The organism is Leucobacter chironomi DSM 19883, from assembly GCF_000421845.1.
Classification (GTDB): domain Bacteria; phylum Actinomycetota; class Actinomycetes; order Actinomycetales; family Microbacteriaceae; genus Leucobacter; species Leucobacter chironomi.
Map to the genome: position 1 here is coordinate 1 of NZ_ATXU01000014.1, position 15,994 is coordinate 15,994.

At 65.8% G+C, this 15,994-nt stretch carries 22 protein-coding genes; 8 read left to right on the forward strand and 14 right to left on the reverse strand.

What is annotated here, in order from left to right; genetic code table 11:
* Together H629_RS14650 and H629_RS0112820 are read right to left on the reverse strand one after the other, a co-directional pair.
* Positions 1–737, reverse strand: a 737-nt coding sequence (locus H629_RS14650) for a helix-turn-helix domain-containing protein (protein WP_024357639.1), incomplete at its 3' end; no start/stop codon positions are given.
* Positions 737–1,228 carry a hypothetical protein gene (locus H629_RS0112820; protein ID WP_024357640.1) on the reverse strand — a complete coding sequence of 164 codons (492 nt, stop codon included), beginning with the start codon at positions 1,226–1,228 and terminating at the stop codon, positions 737–739. The genes H629_RS0112820 and H629_RS14650, both read right to left, overlap by 1 nt.
* A gap of 400 nt (positions 1,229–1,628) precedes the next feature.
* On the opposite strand from H629_RS0112820, the gene H629_RS0112825 reads away from it, so the two are divergent.
* The gene (locus H629_RS0112825; RefSeq protein ID WP_029746983.1) at positions 1,629–2,267 is read left to right on the forward strand and encodes a TetR/AcrR family transcriptional regulator; all 639 of its coding nucleotides are present in this window, start codon (positions 1,629–1,631) and stop codon (positions 2,265–2,267) included.
* On the opposite strand, the gene H629_RS0112830 is transcribed toward H629_RS0112825, so the two are convergent.
* From H629_RS0112830 to H629_RS0112840, 3 genes are read right to left on the reverse strand one after another with little or no spacing between them, the layout of a single operon-like run.
* Positions 2,237–2,524, reverse strand: coding sequence for a DUF6510 family protein (locus tag H629_RS0112830; protein ID WP_024357642.1), 288 nt, complete (start codon positions 2,522–2,524; stop codon positions 2,237–2,239). The genes H629_RS0112825 and H629_RS0112830 overlap by 31 nt on opposite strands.
* A complete protein-coding gene (locus tag H629_RS0112835) occupies positions 2,524–3,282 on the reverse strand; it encodes a ferredoxin reductase (protein ID WP_024357643.1) in 759 nt (252 codons plus the stop codon). The genes H629_RS0112830 and H629_RS0112835 overlap by 1 nt, the downstream gene beginning before the upstream one ends.
* Complete coding sequence (locus H629_RS0112840; RefSeq protein ID WP_024357644.1) at positions 3,282–3,875, reverse strand: molybdopterin-dependent oxidoreductase; 594 nt, start codon at positions 3,873–3,875, stop codon at positions 3,282–3,284. Before H629_RS0112840 ends, H629_RS0112835 begins: the two co-directional genes overlap by 1 nt.
* A 214-nt stretch (positions 3,876–4,089) precedes the next feature.
* Between H629_RS0112840 and moaA the strand changes: the two genes are divergently transcribed.
* A complete protein-coding gene (gene moaA / locus H629_RS0112845) occupies positions 4,090–5,148 on the forward strand; it encodes a GTP 3',8-cyclase MoaA (protein ID WP_024357645.1) in 1,059 nt (352 codons plus the stop codon).
* Positions 5,149–5,150: 2 nt separating this feature from the next.
* Entirely contained in the window at positions 5,151–5,387 is a 237-nt protein-coding gene (locus tag H629_RS0112850; RefSeq protein ID WP_020625377.1) for a MoaD/ThiS family protein, read from the forward strand.
* A gap of 122 nt (positions 5,388–5,509) precedes the next feature.
* On the opposite strand, the gene H629_RS15300 is transcribed toward H629_RS0112850, so the two are convergent.
* The 6 genes from H629_RS15300 to H629_RS0112880 all read right to left on the reverse strand — a co-directional run bounded on the left by H629_RS15300 (position 5,510) and on the right by H629_RS0112880 (position 10,477).
* The gene (locus H629_RS15300; RefSeq protein ID WP_152485723.1) at positions 5,510–5,779 is read right to left on the reverse strand and encodes a nucleoside/nucleotide kinase family protein; all 270 of its coding nucleotides are present in this window, start codon (positions 5,777–5,779) and stop codon (positions 5,510–5,512) included.
* Between the two features lie 367 nt (positions 5,780–6,146).
* Complete coding sequence (locus tag H629_RS0112860; RefSeq protein WP_024357647.1) at positions 6,147–6,650, reverse strand: redoxin domain-containing protein; 504 nt, start codon at positions 6,648–6,650, stop codon at positions 6,147–6,149.
* Positions 6,651–6,834: 184 nt separating this feature from the next.
* Positions 6,835–7,248, reverse strand: a complete 414-nt coding sequence (locus H629_RS0112865) for a molybdenum cofactor biosynthesis protein MoaE (protein WP_020628091.1) — start codon at positions 7,246–7,248, stop codon at positions 6,835–6,837.
* Positions 7,241–8,197 carry a bifunctional molybdenum cofactor biosynthesis protein MoaC/MoaB gene (gene moaCB / locus H629_RS0112870; protein ID WP_024357648.1) on the reverse strand — a complete coding sequence of 319 codons (957 nt, stop codon included), beginning with the start codon at positions 8,195–8,197 and terminating at the stop codon, positions 7,241–7,243. Before moaCB ends, H629_RS0112865 begins: the two co-directional genes overlap by 8 nt.
* Entirely contained in the window at positions 8,194–9,456 is a 1,263-nt protein-coding gene (locus H629_RS0112875) for a molybdopterin molybdotransferase MoeA (RefSeq protein WP_307723497.1), read from the reverse strand. Before H629_RS0112875 ends, moaCB begins: the two co-directional genes overlap by 4 nt.
* Entirely contained in the window at positions 9,386–10,477 is a 1,092-nt protein-coding gene (locus H629_RS0112880) for a ThiF family adenylyltransferase (protein ID WP_024357650.1), read from the reverse strand. Before H629_RS0112880 ends, H629_RS0112875 begins: the two co-directional genes overlap by 71 nt.
* Positions 10,478–10,761: 284 nt before the next feature.
* Here H629_RS0112880 and modA point away from each other — a divergent pair, with 284 nt between their 5' ends.
* From modA to H629_RS0112900, 4 genes are read left to right on the forward strand one after another with little or no spacing between them, the layout of a single operon-like run.
* Positions 10,762–11,439, forward strand: a complete 678-nt coding sequence (modA, locus tag H629_RS0112885) for a molybdate ABC transporter substrate-binding protein (protein WP_020622151.1) — start codon at positions 10,762–10,764, stop codon at positions 11,437–11,439.
* Positions 11,417–12,223: an ABC transporter permease gene (locus tag H629_RS0112890; protein WP_024357652.1), complete on the forward strand. Its 807-nt coding sequence runs from the start codon at positions 11,417–11,419 to the stop codon at positions 12,221–12,223. The genes modA and H629_RS0112890 overlap by 23 nt, the downstream gene beginning before the upstream one ends.
* On the forward strand, positions 12,220–12,957 hold the full coding sequence (locus H629_RS0112895) for an ABC transporter ATP-binding protein (RefSeq protein ID WP_024357653.1): 738 nt from the start codon (positions 12,220–12,222) through the stop codon (positions 12,955–12,957). Before H629_RS0112890 ends, H629_RS0112895 begins: the two co-directional genes overlap by 4 nt.
* A complete protein-coding gene (locus H629_RS0112900) occupies positions 12,941–13,516 on the forward strand; it encodes a hypothetical protein (protein WP_024357654.1) in 576 nt (191 codons plus the stop codon). Before H629_RS0112895 ends, H629_RS0112900 begins: the two co-directional genes overlap by 17 nt.
* 43 nt (positions 13,517–13,559) lie before the next feature.
* Here H629_RS0112900 and H629_RS0112905 read toward each other — a convergent pair whose 3' ends face one another.
* On the reverse strand, positions 13,560–13,937 hold the full coding sequence (locus H629_RS0112905) for a winged helix-turn-helix transcriptional regulator (protein ID WP_020622155.1): 378 nt from the start codon (positions 13,935–13,937) through the stop codon (positions 13,560–13,562).
* A gap of 73 nt (positions 13,938–14,010) precedes the next feature.
* On the opposite strand from H629_RS0112905, the gene H629_RS0112910 reads away from it, so the two are divergent.
* Complete coding sequence (locus tag H629_RS0112910; RefSeq protein ID WP_024357655.1) at positions 14,011–14,421, forward strand: RidA family protein; 411 nt, start codon at positions 14,011–14,013, stop codon at positions 14,419–14,421.
* A gap of 77 nt (positions 14,422–14,498) precedes the next feature.
* Here H629_RS0112910 and H629_RS0112915 read toward each other — a convergent pair whose 3' ends face one another.
* Positions 14,499–14,984 (reverse strand): Dps family protein, encoded by a 486-nt coding sequence (locus tag H629_RS0112915; protein ID WP_024357656.1) that lies wholly within the window; start codon positions 14,982–14,984, stop codon positions 14,499–14,501.
* A 47-nt stretch (positions 14,985–15,031) separates the two neighbouring features.
* Entirely contained in the window at positions 15,032–15,985 is a 954-nt protein-coding gene (locus H629_RS0112920; RefSeq protein ID WP_024357657.1) for a TIGR03571 family LLM class oxidoreductase, read from the reverse strand.
* Positions 15,986–15,994: the final 9 nt, after the last annotated feature.

The window sequence follows — 15,994 nt, forward strand, 5'->3', positions numbered from 1 at the left end:
GTGGTGTTGTTGCGCCATTGGCGGGGTGTGGTGCCGAATTCTTCGCGGAAGATGCGGCTGAAGTGGCTGGCGGAGACGAACCCGTGCTGTTGGGCGAGGACGCCGATGGGGACGTCGATGGTGGCCGGTGCGGTCAGGGCGTCGCGGACGCGACGCAGGCGCTGGGACTGGATCAGCTGCGCGAGCCTGATGTCCGCGCGGGACATCTCTGCGTAGAGCAGACGCTCGGACACGTGCAGGTCCTTCGCGATCCTGGCGGCTCCGAGGCCGGGGTCGGTGAGGTTGTCGAGCACGTAGGTGACGATCTGCTCGGCCAGCGGATACCGGGTCGTGGCGCGGTCGGGAGTGAGGGCGCTGAGCAGGGTGACTTTCAGCAGGTCGGCGACGGGCGCGAACACGTCGACCTCGTCGCGAAGGCTGAGTTCGGAGTCCATCACGCCCCCGAGCACGGACCGCAGCAGCGCCGCCAGCGAGGTCCGCTCCTGCAGGTCGACACCCGAGACCTCAGCGACCTGATCCGCCGTCAACCCCACCACACCCAACGGCACCTCGACGATCATGCGATCGGCATCCTCGGTGGGCATCGCGCTCTCCACCGTCGAGCGGGGGACAACGACGATGCTCCCGGGGGTCAGCTCAGCGTCCCGCCCCTGCAGCGACAGGACCGAGGCGTTCCGACGCTGGTAGATGACTAACAGGTGGTCCTCGCTGCGACCACGGGGAGAGCTGACCGTCATCACAGGACTGCTTCCTCGATCAGCTCATAGATGTTCGCCCGGCGGAGGTCGCTGGCGTGAAAGACGAGCCCGTCGCCCCGGTGCGGTGGCTGCTCTGCGACATGCCGCACGCACGCGGCGGCGAGATCTCGCTCGGCCGGTGACATCACCACGACTCCAATCACGGTCGTGTCCGCGCCGACGAGATTGGTGGCGCTCCTGCTCACCTCACCGACTACGCCCGTCGCCAACCTGTGTACTCGGGCTCGAGACATCGTGCCGGCACCGTCGAACGCCACCACCACCGTTCCGGGCCGAACGATGTGCAGCGCGGCGGTCACCTCATGCTCGATGCGTGAGGCCAACGCCCGTCGAGCCCGGATGCCCAGGCCCCTACGAAACCGATAGGCCGCCACGACCAGGCGCTCGTCCTCAGCCACCCGCTCCGCAAGAGGCGAGGGAACGAGCATCAGAAACTCTTGCGCGTCACCGAGCTTGACAGGCAGGTCCACCGAACGCCCCTCTCCTGCGGAGCGCGCAACGTTCTCGACGGGCGCGCGTGGGCAGCCGCACCGAGCCCTCGGCTCGGACGTTCTCGCGCACACGGAAGATCCGTGAGCCGCGTGGCTTCCCGCACATCATGACCACTAGCCTACGACGACAGAAAAGGACTCGCCAGACCAAAGTATGAGCCGGACGTCGATCGATGAGAGGTGTCGTAGGTCTGAAAAGCAGGGCGCTCGGATCGCCTTAGGTGTTTCGGGTCGACTTGGATAAGGACTTCGAGGTCCATTATTGTGAAGGTGTGAGATGCGAGCGTCCCGCTCCGCTGGACTTCACTGGGCCGGCCGGGCTGGCATCGCGTGACGGACGACTTCGAGTCCTGCGGACGGAGGAGACTACCCTGGAGGCGTGACTGCCGACGGAACGAGTGCGCGCCGGTTGACGCCGAAAGGGGCGGCAACGAGGGCGCGTATCGTCGACGCAGCGAACCAGCTGATGTATGAGCGAGGCGTTGCGGCGACGACCCTTGCCGACGTCCGAGCCGCCAGCGCGACATCGAAGTCTCAGGTTTATCAGCACTTCGCCGACAAGGACGCACTCGTGAAGGAAGTCATCGAGACCCGGGCGGAGGACGTCCTGACGCAGCAGCGCCGGCGCCTTCGACGGGTGGAATCCCTACGTGGGTTCGAGCTGTGGCGGGATGAGCTCGTCGAACGCAACGCGCTACGCAACGGCGCGTACGGGTGCCCGCTCGGGTCTCTGGCGAACGAGATCGCAGACCACAACGAGGATGCCCGCCGGGCGATCGCTGCCCACTTCGATGAGTGGCTGGAGATGCTGATCGATGCCGTGGAGAGGCTGAAGACACGCGGCGTGTTGCGCAGCGATGCGGACTCGCGAGCGCTTGCCAGTGGGCTGCTATCGGCACTGCAGGGAGGTTATCTTCTGGCGAAGGCGAGTCGAGATGTTTATCCGATGCGTGCCGCTCTCGACATGGCTATCGCACAACTCGGGGCCTACGCGACTGAGACCGACTCCTCAGCCTGATCCCGCCTCATCGCGAACGCAGTCATCCCCGCGAAGCTGAGGAAGAGGCGTTCACCGGCGTCGATGATCGTCGCCAGCACGTGGCTGCACGTCTTGCAGCGCACGACCAGCCCCGGGGCGTCCGGATACACGACTGCCTCGCCAAGGGGCGCGATACGCCCGCAACCTCCGCACCGTCCTTCGATCATCGTTGCATCGGGCACGAGGAACTGGGCGAGAGGTCCGGCGAGGATGTTCCCGTCGAGGTGGCTGGTCATCATAGGCCTCCGAATCGTTCGGTGAGGATGTCCTGCGGCGCATGGCCGAGCTTCACGAGCCAGGGCGCGACGGCTTCGACGAAGCCTGTCGAACCGCACACGAAAATGCGTGGGCGGTCTTCCGGAGGGAGCGTCCGCGCCGCGACAGCCGATTCTGTGAGCCGTCCGACCGGCTCCCGCCATCCGGCTGGCGCTCGTCGCGTGTACACGAGGTCGATGGCGAACGACCCGTCCGACAGCTCGAGGAGCTCCTGGTGGAAGTAGACGTCCTCCGGGGTGCGCACCGAGTACAGCAGCCGGAACGGAACGGGATCGGATGCGGCCGCATGAGACGCCGCCATCGCGTAGAGGGGCACGACACCTGACCCGCCGGCGATGAGCTGCACGGGGCGCTGGCTCTGTCCCGGGCGCCAGAGGAAGAACGATCCCAGCGGTCCGTGGACCTCGAGCTGGTCACCGACGCGCAGTTCACGGACGAGGAACGGAGACACCTCGCCATCGGGCAGCTCATCGACCGCGAGGACGATCGTTCCGCCCGTCTCGGAGGATGCGATCGAATACGAACGTGTCGCCTGATAGCCGTCCGGAGCGGTCAGTCGCAGATCGAGATGGCTGCCCGCCTCGCTCCCCGGCCACCCCGGGACATCGAGCACCAGCCGAACCGCAGTCGGCGTCTCTGGACGCACCTCCGAAACCGTGGCGACGAACCACGACGGCCTCACGCGGGGGCGAAGCGGAGCGAGCCGGGTCTGCTCCATCACCAGTAGCGTTCTTCCTTCCACGGATCACCGTAGATGTGATAGCCGCTCTGCTCCCAGAACCCAGGGTCGTTCGTCGGCATCATCGTCAATGCCCGGACCCACTTCGCGCTCTTCCAGAAGTACAGATGCGGGATCAGGAGACGTGCCGGCCCGCCGTGTTCTGCGTCGAGCGGTGCGCCTTCGGCCTCGGTCGCGATCCAGGCCTTGCCATCCAGGAGATCCTCAAGCGGCACATTCGTGGTGTAGCCGCCGTAGGAGTGCGCCATGACGTAGTCATGGGATGTCTCGACGTTCTCGAACAGCTTGTCCAGGCTCACCCCGCGCCAGGCCATGTTGAGCTTGGACCAGTGCGTGACGCAGTGGATGTCGACCGTGATGTCCTCGGCACCGAGCGCCAGGAACTGCTCCCAGTTCCAGTGATGCTCGGTACCGGTCTCATCGAGGATGGCGAAATCCCACGTCTCGGTATCGACATAGGGGGTCGGACCGGCGGTGAGCACCGGCCAGTTGTCGAACAGCGTCTGTCCCGGAGGGAGCTGATCATCGGGTCCACGCCGGCGTCCCGCGAATCCGCGAGTAGTGAACGACATACATCGCCCCTTCCGTCTTCTCTGGCTGTACACCACCGACGATATTGCGGGAGCTCTCTCGCTGATCGCCTGGTCCTGCGCGGAACTTGCCCATGACTGCAGGTGATGAGTCCCCGGGGTGAAAACGGGCCACTGTGCCGACCACACTGTGGAACAGGACGCCCCACCGGGCGACCTCGCCCCCCCCGCAAGCATCGAGAAGAAGTCTGTGACCATGTGCCCTGTTGCGCTCGGCATGCCGACCGTTCGCCATCGCGCGCGCTCGACGGTCGGCCGACCCGAGACACCGTTTCTCGTGGACAGGTTCGGGCGCACCGCGCGAGACCTGCGCGTATCGATCACAAGCGCCTGCTCGCTGCGTTGCACATACTGCATGCCGGCGGAAGGCCTGCCCATCGTCCCTCGCGGGGAGTTGCTGACTCCGGAAGAGATCGCGCGTCTGGTCACCATAGCCGTCCACGATCTCGGAGTCCGTGAGGTGCGCTTTACCGGCGGCGAGCCGCTTACGCGACCTGATCTGGTCGAGATCGTGCGCCAGACGACGACAGCCGTGCCCGGCCTGCCGGTGTCGATGACGACCAATGGGATCGGCCTCGACCGCAAGGCGCCGCAGCTTGTGGAGGCTGGACTGACGCGGATCAACGTGTCGCTGGACACGATCGACCGCGAGCATTTCGCCGCTGTCACCCGACGCGATCGCCTGCCTGCCGTGCTCAAGGGGATCGAGGCGGCACAGTACGCAGGGCTCAGCCCGATCAAGATCAACGCGGTGGCGCTGCGCGAGACCCTCGCGGATGCGCCCGACCTGCTGGCGTGGGCGCTTGCCAACGGCGTGCGGTTGCGGTTCATCGAACAGATGCCGCTGGATGCAGATCAGACATGGCGCAGAGACCACCTCGTCTCCGCCGAAGAACTTCTGTCTGTGCTCGGACGCCGATACCGGCTGACCCCGGCCGGGCGTGAAGACCCGTCCGCTCCCGCAGAGGAGTGGCTCGTCGACGGAGGCCCGGCCACCGTCGGCATCATCGGGTCCGTCACACGCAGCTTCTGCGACGCGTGCGACCGAACCAGGCTGACAGCCGAAGGCTCGGTACGTTCCTGTCTGTTCGGAGACGACGAGACAGACCTGCGCACGATGCTGCGAAGTGGAGCAGACGATGCCGCTATCGCCGACGCCTGGCGGGCGACGATGTGGGACAAACAGGCTGGGCACGGGATGGAAGAGAAGAGTTTTCGTCGACCGGCCCGTTCCATGGGAGCGATCGGAGGCTGACGATGTCACGCATACTCGTCCGATACTTCGCAGCCGCCGCTGAAGCGGCTGGCTGCGAAGAAGAGCACGTCGAGGCGACGACCCTCGGAGAGGCGAAGGACGCGCTCCTCACAGCTCACCCGGCACTCGAGCCGGTGATCGCAAAGGGGACATTCCTCGTCGACGGCATCGCCTCACGCGATCCCGCGCGACCGGTCTCCGCGCAGGTGGACGTGCTGCCCCCGTTCTCCGGCGGCTGAGCCAAACCACAAGCGGCTGAGGTCCGATCCACCGCGGGGGTCCACGTGTCGTGAACTGCATTCGTCTCCTGCGCTGCCATCCTCTTACGTGAGACGACCGCGGTGCTGCCCAGATCCTTGTCTCAGCAGGAATCGGAGTACAAGCGCTGGGGATGCATGCTGTCGCTCACCTCGTACACGGCATCGGATGATTCGCGTGGAATGTCCTCGCGCATGTAGCGGAGATGCCGTTCATGGGTGTCTGGGTGCGCCGGCTCACCGCCGTCGAGGAAGACGGTGAAGTGCCACGCCGAGCGCAGGCTAGAGCGCAGCAGTGACCAACCGTCGACAATCAGCATCCTGTCCTCAGGCGCGGCAGCGAGCTCGCTCTCAGGTCCGTTGTGGCGGAACATGCGCAGTATGGTTCGGACGGCGTCATCGTCCGTGAACGGGGCCGCGCTGAGACGAGTCGCGTGACGTCCCACTGCACGCAGCGCTGCCGCCAGGGCGTCGGCGAAGTGCATGCGGGCTGCAGCGTCCACGCCGTCGATGGCGACGAGTATCCGGCCGCGTGGGTTTCTGCTGAGGACCTCCTGAGCGAGCTCCTCCCAGACGGCTGTCCCAGTGGCACCTGAGGCGTTCGGAGACGAGGTCAACGTCGCTTCTCCGGCGGAACGATCAAGAGAGGATGTGTCTGCATCCTGTTCTGGTTGCGCACATCCTTGCCGACTGCTCTCGCAGCGGTCTGCATCCGCGCTCTCGAGATGGCATCGATGGTTTTCATCGGTCTGCCTGCTTCCGATTCGCATCCGCATGCTGAGGCAACTCCCGGATGAGTTCGAGGACATCGTCGGGAACGAGTTGTCCCAACGTTCCGCAGGAGTACACGCTGATCACGACCGTCCCATCGGGATCCAGCACGAATCCGGTCGTCTGCAACTGCGGCGGGTCCACGGTGACGAACGCTCCAGTCGCGGCGGTGATCTGCTCCACGTCCACGCTGTGTCCGATCGGAAAAGTCAGCCCATAGCGCGCCACGAGCTCCGCGGTTATCGGCTCCTCGTCCGCAGTCACCGCGACGACAGCGATACCCGCGGCGGACAAGCGTCGTAGGCCGCGCTGGAACGCACGCAGCTGCTCCACGCAAGACCGGCAGCCTGCTCCGCGAGAGAAGAGAACCACGCCGTACTGCCCGGCGAATACGGCCGGGATCGTTCGGCGTGTGCCTCCCACCTCGAGCAGCTCGAGGGCGGGGAACGCATCACCACCACGCAGCAACGACATCAGAGGCTCGCAAGAACGGTCCGAGCGGCCGCATCGGTGGGTGCGACGCGGGCGGCTTCTGACGGGGGAAGTCGGTTGCCATGAAAGTTGTGTGCTTCAGTCTCAATGCCAGTCATCTGGCGCCTCTTTCCTCGGTGATTGCACCATCGTTCACCCGGCGGGTTCGCTAGGTCGTGCGGTGTATCTACAACCCCACCCACTCCGATCTGCCGTCGGTGAAGTGCTGGTGCTTCCAGATCGGAACCTCTGCCTTGATCGCGTCGACGAGGTTCCCGCAGACGGCGAACGCCTCTGCCCGGTGCGGGGCGGCGACGACCGTGACCAGTGCGACGTCGCCGATCTCGAGGTGCCCGATGCGGTGAGCGGCGACGACATCGCAGTCCGTGGTTTGAGCGATCCTCGTGCACACGTCGATGAGGATTCGTTCCGCGTCGGGGTGCGCCTCGTAGTCGAGAGAGCCGACGTCCTCTCCGTGATCATGGTCGCGCACGATGCCTTCGAAGGTGACCACCGCCCCGTTCTTCCTACTGCGTATCCGTGTTTCCAGCTGCGTCTTGTCCAGCGGAGCAGCGGTGACGAAACCGATCGGGTCAGGCATGTCCGCCACCGGCCAGCTGGTCGTGCAGGTGTGGCAAGAGCGGCTCCAGTGCGATGAGGCCGTCTTCCACGCCGCGTGGCGATCCAGGCAGGTTGATGACGATCGTGCGTCCGGCGATCCCTGCAAGCGCCCTGCTGAGCGAGGCTGTCGGCGTCGCCGCGCGGCCCGCTGCACGGATGGCCTCGGCGATGCCGGGAAGTGCTCTCTCGATCACCGCGCTCGTCGCCTCGGGGGTGCGGTCCTCGGGATGCACCCCGGTGCCGCCGGTCGTGACGATCAATACCGGCTCGCTGGTGAGAGCATCCGTGAGCGCCTGATAGATATCCGCGTCAGCGACAACGACGGGCTCGTCTGGCCGATACCCGTGGTCGCGAAGCCAGTCTGCGATTGCCGGACCGGTGAGATCCTCGCGCGTACCGGCCGCGGTGCTCGTTGAGGAGACGATCACGACCGCCTGTCCGTGGTCTGCGGGCACGGATGCGTCTGCAACCCAGTGCCCGCGCTTTCCTCCGGTCTTCTCGATGAGGTGGATGTCTCCGAGCACGGCGGCCGGATCGACGGACTTGATCATGTCGTGCAGAGCGAGACCGGCGATGGCGACGGCGGTGAGGGCTTCCATCTCGGCCCCAGTCTTCGCCGTCGCTGCGACCGTGGCCCGGATCTCCACCGATGAGGTGCTGAGCTCGAAGTCCACGGTGACGGACTCCAGGGGCAATGTGTGCGCGAGGGGTACGAGTTCGCTGGTGCGCTTGGCGCCCTGGATGCCCGCGACCCGCGCTGTCGGGAGCGCGTCTGCTTTGCGCAGCTGGTTGGCGGCGAGCAGTTCCAGCACCGCCGGTGTCGTGTCGAGGCGGCCGGTCGCGATCGCCGTGCGCCGAGTGATCGCCTTCCCGCCGATGTCGATCATCCGCGACCGGCCGTGATCGTCGAGGTGCGGCAGTTCGTTCATAGATTCCAGGTCTCCACGCGTGTCCCGATGTCGAGGGTGACGGCATCGATCGGGACATCGATGAGCATGTCGGATGCCGCCATGGCGGCGACAAGGTGCGAGGAAGGGCCGCCAACCGGTGCCACCCGGCCTCCAGGCAACCCCACACCACGGCGGAACTGCCGTTTCCCGGCGACAGAGGTGAGAGGCTCGGCCAGGGTCCGCGGCTCGGGCTGTCGCGCGTGCAGTCCTGCTGCCTCACGGAGGACCGGCTCGATGAAGAGCATGAACGACAGCTGCGCGGACACGGGATTGCCTGGGAAGCACACCACGGGAACGCCTTTGTAGATGGCAGTGGCTTGGGGGCCGCCCGGCTGCATCGCGAGAGTATCGACGTGCGCCCCGAGCGGCTCCAGAAGCTCCCTCACGACTTCGTAGTTGCCTGCCGAGATGCCCCCGCTGGTGAGCAAGATCTCGGCTCCCGCCGCACACGACGCGTCGAGAGCGCGCGCGAACGCGGCCGTGTCATCGACGACACGATGCTCATCGACCAAGAGGGCGTCGGCGGTTCGTACCGCTGCGGCGAGTGCGGGGCCGTTGGCGTCGTAGATCTGGCCGGGAGCCAGAAGCTCACCGGGAGCGGCCAGCTCGCTTCCGGTCGAGATCACTGCGACACGTACCTGTGAGCGAACGGGGACGGACGCCACTCCCGCAGCTGCGAGCGCCGCCAGGTGGCGAGGAGCGAGCCGGAAGCCATCAGACAACAGAGGCTCACTGCCCGCGAGGTCAGAGCCGGCTTCACGCACGAACTCTCCGACGTCCGGCTTCCGCGTGAACGTCACTGTCGTTCCCTGGACGGTGGCGTGTTCGACAGGGACGACCGCATCGGCGTCGTCGGGGATCGGCGCACCGGTCATGACCCGGACGGTATGGCCAGGGCGAAGCGGCCCAGGTGTGCCAGGAGCAGCGGGGATCGCACCGCGCAGCGGCAGATTGCTTGGCGTCCGCGCGAGGTCGACCGTACGGACGGCGAAGCCGTCCATCTGTGAGTTCCGGAACGGGGGCAGATCTATCGGAGTCCGTATGGGGTGGGCAAGCACCCGATCTAGCGCGTCAGACAGGGCGACCTGCTCGACGGGGCGCTGGCTCACGGCGTTCAGGAGGGTGCGGACTCGGGCCGTGTGCTCAGCGACCGATGTGCGGGGCATGTCAGTACCTGCTCGCCGTGGGGTCGATGCGGACAGCCCAGGCATCGATGCCTCCGGTGAGGTGCCGCACATCGGAGAATCCGAGTTGGAGGAGCTGATCGAGCGCTTGGCGTGAGCGTGTGCCGCGGTGGCAGTACAGCACGATGGGGTGACCGGTGTCGAGTTCTGGTGCCCGGCGAGGGAGTTCGGTCAAGGGGATCAGCACGTTTCCCGGGATCGCTGCGATGTCGGCCTCCCACGGTTCGCGTACGTCGATCAGCAGCGGCGGGAAGGAAGCTGTGAGCAGGTCGCGCAGTTCCTCGGGCGAGACGGCGTTCTGATCGTCGGATGACAGCGGAGTGGTCTCGATGCTCTGCGCTGCGGCACGGGCGGACTCGTCGCGCCGGTAGGCGATCTCGCGGGTGCGGCCGGTGCGTGCGTCGTACGCGGCGACCCGGCCGATCAACGGCTCTCCGATGCCGGTGAGGAGCTTGAGTGCCTCGGTCGCCATGAACGCCCCGATGACGGCGCATACGCTCGGCAGCACGCCGATCATGTCGCAGGTGTCCGCACTGGAGTCCGGACCATGCGGGAACAAGTCGCGGTAGTCGGTGCCTCTGGCATCCCATGCCACGCCTGCTTGGCCGGCGTACCCCAGTGCTGACCCCCACACGAGCGGAATGCCGCGTTCGGCAGCAACACGGTCTGCCAGCATCACTGTTGCCGGGTTGTCGCTGGCATCGACGAGCACGTCCACACCGTGCAGCAGACCCTCGGCTGTCACGGCGTCGAAACGCCCCTCGACGGCGCGGAGCTCAGCATCAGGAGCGAGCGACGCGAGCCTTATGGTGGCTGAGACCGCTTTGCTGCGACCGATGTCGCCGGGCGTGTGCATCGTCTGCCGGTGCAGGTTCGATTCGGCGACAGTGTCGTCATCGACGATCGTGAGGCTGCCGACGCCTGCGGCAGCAAGGACCGGCAACAGGGTGCTGGCCAGCCCACCCGCGCCGATCACGAGCACATGCGCTCTCGAAAGACGCTCCTGAGCGGGAACGCCGAAGCCCGTGAGGACGCGCTGCCTCTGAAAGGTCGGAGAGAGCGGATTGACCGGCATGCCTTCAGGCTAGGGAGCCGGTCCCAGCGGGTGAGGTCGGAAGCGGCGAGACAGCAGAGAGCAGACAAAGCCCAGCAGTCGCAGGCCATTCTCACGACCTCGGCTACGGGAGGCTTGAGACAGGTCGGCAACTTCGTTCGCCTGACCGACCGTCTTTCAGAGGAGTTCCTGTCGTGCGTGCCCCCTCCCTCCTTGCGGCAGCCGCAGCGCTCCTTCTGCTCGCTGGATGCTCATCGCCCGGCACAGGAAGCGACGAATCGGATGTCGGGGCAAGCAAGGACGACATGACATCCGGAACGGTGACAGTGTTGGCCGCAGCCTCCTTGACCGACGTGATCGACGTCCTCGCCGAGAGGTTCGAGGACGCGAACGCAGATGTCGACGTGGTCGCCAGCTATGGCGGATCGTCGGCGCTCGCCGAGCAGATCGTCTCCGGTGCCCCGGTGGACGTGTTCTTCTCAGCGAATGAGGCGACGATGCAGTCTGTCGTCGACGCAGGCCTGGCTGCCGATCCGGAAGTGCTCGTCACGAACACGCTGCAGATCGCGGTTCCCGCCGGGAACCCTGCAGGGATCACCGGTCTCGCCGACTTCGCACGGCCTGAGCTGACAATCGCATTGTGCGACACCGCGGTGCCGTGTGGAGCCGCAGCGCAGTCCCTGCTCGACCTTGCTGGTGTTCAGGCCCAACCGGACACACTTGAGGAGGACGTGCGTGCCGCACTGACGAAAGTCTCTCTGGGTGAGGCCGACGCCGCACTGGTCTACGTGACCGACGTCGTCGCAGCAGGGAGCGCGGTGGAAGGCATCGATGTGCCTGAGGCGCAGCAGGTGATCAACAACTATCCGGTCGCCCTTCTTGCCGAGGCACCGAACCCCGACGCAGGACAGGCGTTCATCGACTACCTCCGCTCCGATGAGGCACGTCAGGTCTTCGAGCATGCAGGCTTCGCGGCCCCGTGAACGCCGGCAGCCGGTCATCCTCGCCCTCGGGGTGATCGGTCTCGCGCTGCTCGTTCTCCCGCTGCTCGGACTCATCCTGCGTGCACCATGGGGCCAGCTGGGCGAACTCTTCGTTCGGCAAGAGGTACTGCAGGCGCTCGGGCTCTCGTTACTCACAGCGACGTTATCTACCGGCCTGAGTCTCGTCCTCGGTATCCCGCTAGCCGTCCTGCTGAGCCATTCCGTTCACTGGAAGGTCCTGCCGCGCCGCCTCTTGCGGGCGGCGATCACTATCCCGCTGGTACTGCCTCCCGTTGTCGGCGGCATTGCGTTGCTTCTCCTGCTGGGACGGCGAGGCATCCTCGGGCAATGGCTCACGCAGGTCGGCATCACTATTCCTTTCACCACCGGTGCCGTTGTGCTCGCGCAAACCTTCGTCGCGATGCCCTTCCTCGTCTTCGCCGTCGAAGGCGCGCTGCGATCAGCGGACCGCCGCAGCGAACTAGCCGCCGCCTCCCTGGGCGCCAGCCCGTGGCAGATCTTCCGCCTCGTGACGGTTCCGCTGACCGCGCCTGGAATCGCCGCGGGCGCCGTGCTGTGCTTCGCCCGCGCGCTCGGCGAGTTCGGCGCGACGATCACGTTCGCCGGCTCCTTCCCCGGCGTGACGCGCACACTCCCGATCGCGTCGTACCTCGCGATGAACTCGGACCCCGACACCGCGATCGCCCTCGCACTCGTCCTGCTCGCGGTATCACTGGGTGTGCTCCTCGCACTCCGCGACCGATGGCTGCCAGGCACCGCATGACCTTCGAGCTCACCGTCTCCGCACGTATCCCACGCCCCGCCTTCGACGTAGTCGTGGAGCTGAAAGCGGATCCCGGAAGTGTGCTCGCCGTCGTCGGACCGAACGGTGCCGGAAAGTCCAGCGCCATCGCGGCGATCGCAGGCTTCACCGAGTCCCACGGCACGATTCGACTGGGGGACAAGGATCTGGCCGGTCTTCCTGCTGACCAGCGAAGGATCGGCGTCATGTTCCAAGACCTGCTCCTCTTCCCTCACCTCACGGTGCGCGAGAACGTCGCCTTCTCAGCCAAAGTCCGCGGTGGGCGTTGGTCCGCCGCCCGGCGCAGCGCAGACCCCTGGCTGTCTCGCTTCGGAATGGCGGACCTGGCAGAGAGATACCCCAGTGCACTCTCCGGCGGGCAAGCTCAGCGTGTAGCGCTAGCCCGTGCCCTCGCATCCGAGCCGAAGGCACTGCTCCTCGACGAGCCGCTCGCGGCGCTGGACGTGGAGTTCCGGGATGAGGTGCGTGCCGACCTCGGTCTGCGTCTCCGCCAGTTCGCCGGTCCGACGATCCTCGTCACACATGACCGTGAAGACGTCGAGGTGCTCGCTGACGAGGTGATCGTCCTTGAGACAGGGCGCATCACGCAGCGAGGAAGCCTCGCCGATCTGGCACGAAATCCTGCGACCGCATGGATTGCCCGCTTCACAGGTGCCCAGGGAAGAAGGGACGCAGACGATGTCAGGTACGGATGATGACTTCCTCTTGGGGCTCGCCGGAGTATCGGGAACGATGCTCGGCACGTTCATCGTGGGCGTGTTCTTCTACATCGACTCGGAGATGCACCGCCGACTCGCAGCGTCGGAGGCTGCGGACCGGTATCTCCGTTCGTCGGTCCGCTGGGTCTTCACCGCCTACTCCATTCCGCTCCTTGTTCCGCTCGTGCTCGCGTCGCTTGATCCGCTCTGGGGCGCGCTGAGCTTCATCGTCCTCGGCATCCTCCTGGTAGCGATGACAGTGGAAACAGGACGTCGTATCCTCGCGAGGGGCGGGTCCGGCTCCTCACGCGCTCTATTCGTGAACGAATGGCTCTCGAGCGCCGGCATCGTCATCGCCATGGTCCTGCCATGGACATTGGGAGGCTGGGTGCCCGATCCGACTGAGTTCGTCCCCTCGCTGCTCATCCTTCTCGCGTGCGGCTTCGCGAGCACAGCGGCGCTGGTCATGACGCAGTTCGACGCGACGATGGGCATGGTGGACGCCGTCATGGGAGACAGAGAAGGCGCAAAGCCTGAACATCCGACAGAGAGCTGAGCCGCGCTCTTGCTTGGTCGCGAGGGGAAAGATGTCCCGACGTCTACTGTTCGTCTTCGTCGAAGGCGATGCGTGCGCGTTCAATGTTCGGCAGTTGCTCATCTGCCCAGGCGACGAGCGCGTCAATCGGCCCGCGCAACGTCTTGCCCAAGGCGGTGATCCCGTACTCGACGGCCACCGGCCGCGTGCTGATGACTCGGCGTTGCACGACTCCGTTTCGCTCCAGCCGACGCAACGTCGCCGTGAGGGACTTCTGCGTCACTCCCGGAATCGCACGCCGTAACTCGTTGAACCGACAGGGTCGCTCGCACAGTTCGTTGAGCACGCTGAGTGACCACTTGTCGAGCACCTGGTCGAGCAGCTCGCGATGCGGCGTCGCGATACGCAGCTCGCTTTCGCATACGGCGTCGGTATCGGCCATGAAACCAGGTCTCCTTGAAGTGTCCTTCAACTACCAAGTATCAATAGTAAACCACCAACGAAGAGGACCTTCTATGCCAGTCACACGCTTCAGTCCTGCCGGTCTCCAGCCAGGAACGCCGTATGATCACGTCGCCATTGGCACCGGCACGCGTCACGTGCATATCAGCGGCCAGATCGCCCGTAGTGCGGAAGGAAAGCCCATCGCGATCAACGATCTCGCGGGTCAGGTCGCGGAGGTTCTCCGCAACACAGCTCGTGCGCTCGCAGGCGCGGGTGCATCCTTCGACGATGCGCTTCGGTTGACCTTCTACGTCACCGAATGGGAGCCCGAAAAGATCGCACCTTTCATGGACGGGATCGCTCGGGTGGCTGAGGAGCTGAAGCTGCCTCAGCCCTTGCCGCCCGCGTCCCTGATCGGGGTCGACTACCTCTTCGAGCCGGACGTTCTCGTTGAGCTCGAAGTCACCGCGATTCTCGATTAGCCCGTGTTGTCCGACTGCACGACGTAGTGCGCGCGGCGCCTCTCACCGGACCGGTGAGAGGCGCCTTGGCAGGTCGGTCAGGCTGCGATGTGAGACACGAGGAACCAGCGGTCCTTGTCGAGACCTCGCTGGATCTCGATCGCGACGTCCTGACTGGTGAGGTCGATCCCGTCGAGGCCATCGACCGCTGCGCGGACGTCCGCGAGGAGCCTGTCGATGTCTGCGATCACCGCGTGCACGAGGTCGTCTGATTTCGCGAAGCCGACCGGAACGCTTGTCACGGAGCTCTTCTCGGCGACCGCGCTGACGCGGGCGTCGAGCGGAAGGCCGAGGGCGACGATGCGTTCCGCTGCCGCGTCGGCGAACTCGCCGGCGTTGCCTGCGATGGTGTCCAGCAACTCGTGGACGCCGACGAAGTTCGCGCCACGCACGTGCCAGTGCGCCTGCTTGGCGTTGATGGTCAGCGCCTGAAGGCCGAGTACGACGGGGGTGAGGAACTGCGCGGTCGCGACAACCGCTGTCGGGTCGCTCGCGGTCGTGGCGACGGTGTCTGTGCTGCTCATTTCAATCGTTCTCCCTGCTCGTTGGTTTCTTGATTCGGTGGATTCGGTCACGATCGGATGTCTGCGCCGGCTGGCTCTGATGCGGTTCGGGCTCGGAGGGCGGGGATGACGTCTTGTCCGATCTCCTCCATGACGTCTTCGACGTCTCGTCGTCCCGGCCGCAGCACGAGGTTGACGTGCGCGACCCCTGCCGCTGCCAGTCCGGTGAGGTAATCGGTGAGACCGGTGGTGCCGACTCGTGCACCGAGGCGGATCGGCTCGAAGGGAGCATCCGGGTTTTCAGCGAGGTCGAGGTAGAGGTTCGTCATGAACGGCTTGAGCGATATCGCCCGCCATTGCGCAGCGACGGCGCGCATCTGCGGACCTGCACGGTGGTAGGTCATGTGCGCGTCGAGGTACTCTGCCGCCCACGCAGGCGACTGCTGCGCGCCACCGATCCCGATCAGTGGAATCGTCCCGTCCGCAGGGGCGGGCAGGAATGAGTCCTGATCGATCCGGCCCAGCGCCGCCTGCGCCCAGATCTCACGCAGCACGCGCACACCGTCGCGATAGGTCTCTCCCCGACGATCGAAATCGACTCCGAAGAACGGGTACTCACCCGGCCTGTCGCCCGAGGCGAGGCCGAGCAGCAGCCGCCCACCGGAGAGGACATCGACGGTTGCAGCTTCCTTCGCGAGCGCAACTGGATGCCGCAAGGGGAGCACGATCCCCGCTGTTCCGAGCAGGATGTGTTCGGTCGATGCGGCGAGGTAGCCGAGGTAGGGGATGGGGTCGAAGACCTGTCCGGCGTCGCCGAAGTCACGCGGTCGCCACATCGGCACGTCCCGCAGCCAGAGCGCCCGGAACCCGAGCCTGTCGGCGAGCTGCGCACGCTCCTGATGCCGGGTCAGGTCAGGGAAGAGCCCGTGACCGGAGACGTCTCGTCGGGCGAGATCGTTGTCCAGGGGCAGCTCGATCCCGAGGGACAAGCCGTTCTCGGTGAGCGTGTCCAAAGCGGTCATGGCATGCTC

What these genes read in the sequence shown, in the direction of transcription:
- H629_RS0112830 (WP_024357642.1), bottom strand. Translation starts at nt 2,524, where the DNA reads ATGACCAGCCACCTCGACGGGAACATCCTCGCCGGACCTCTCGCCCAG.
- H629_RS0112835 (WP_024357643.1), bottom strand. Translation starts at nt 3,282, where the DNA reads ATGGAGCAGACCCGGCTCGCTCCGCTTCGCCCCCGCGTGAGGCCGTCG.
- H629_RS0112840 (WP_024357644.1), bottom strand. Translation starts at nt 3,875, where the DNA reads ATGTCGTTCACTACTCGCGGATTCGCGGGACGCCGGCGTGGACCCGAT.
- moaA (WP_024357645.1), top strand. Translation starts at nt 4,090, where the DNA reads ATGTGCCCTGTTGCGCTCGGCATGCCGACCGTTCGCCATCGCGCGCGC.
- H629_RS0112850 (WP_020625377.1), top strand. Translation starts at nt 5,151, where the DNA reads ATGTCACGCATACTCGTCCGATACTTCGCAGCCGCCGCTGAAGCGGCT.
- H629_RS15300 (WP_152485723.1), bottom strand. Translation starts at nt 5,779, where the DNA reads ATGTTCCGCCACAACGGACCTGAGAGCGAGCTCGCTGCCGCGCCTGAG.
- H629_RS0112860 (WP_024357647.1), bottom strand. Translation starts at nt 6,650, where the DNA reads ATGTCGTTGCTGCGTGGTGGTGATGCGTTCCCCGCCCTCGAGCTGCTC.
- H629_RS0112865 (WP_020628091.1), bottom strand. Translation starts at nt 7,248, where the DNA reads ATGCCTGACCCGATCGGTTTCGTCACCGCTGCTCCGCTGGACAAGACG.
- moaCB (WP_024357648.1), bottom strand. Translation starts at nt 8,197, where the DNA reads ATGAACGAACTGCCGCACCTCGACGATCACGGCCGGTCGCGGATGATC.
- H629_RS0112875 (WP_307723497.1), bottom strand. Translation starts at nt 9,456, where the DNA reads ATGTGCGGCACCTCACCGGAGGCATCGATGCCTGGGCTGTCCGCATCG.
- H629_RS0112880 (WP_024357650.1), bottom strand. Translation starts at nt 10,477, where the DNA reads ATGCCGGTCAATCCGCTCTCTCCGACCTTTCAGAGGCAGCGCGTCCTC.
- modA (WP_020622151.1), top strand. Translation starts at nt 10,762, where the DNA reads ATGACATCCGGAACGGTGACAGTGTTGGCCGCAGCCTCCTTGACCGAC.
- H629_RS0112890 (WP_024357652.1), top strand. Translation starts at nt 11,417, where the DNA reads ATGCAGGCTTCGCGGCCCCGTGAACGCCGGCAGCCGGTCATCCTCGCC.
- H629_RS0112895 (WP_024357653.1), top strand. Translation starts at nt 12,220, where the DNA reads ATGACCTTCGAGCTCACCGTCTCCGCACGTATCCCACGCCCCGCCTTC.
- H629_RS0112900 (WP_024357654.1), top strand. Translation starts at nt 12,941, where the DNA reads ATGTCAGGTACGGATGATGACTTCCTCTTGGGGCTCGCCGGAGTATCG.
- H629_RS0112905 (WP_020622155.1), bottom strand. Translation starts at nt 13,937, where the DNA reads ATGGCCGATACCGACGCCGTATGCGAAAGCGAGCTGCGTATCGCGACG.
- H629_RS0112910 (WP_024357655.1), top strand. Translation starts at nt 14,011, where the DNA reads ATGCCAGTCACACGCTTCAGTCCTGCCGGTCTCCAGCCAGGAACGCCG.
- H629_RS0112915 (WP_024357656.1), bottom strand. Translation starts at nt 14,984, where the DNA reads ATGAGCAGCACAGACACCGTCGCCACGACCGCGAGCGACCCGACAGCG.
- H629_RS0112920 (WP_024357657.1), bottom strand. Translation starts at nt 15,985, where the DNA reads ATGACCGCTTTGGACACGCTCACCGAGAACGGCTTGTCCCTCGGGATC.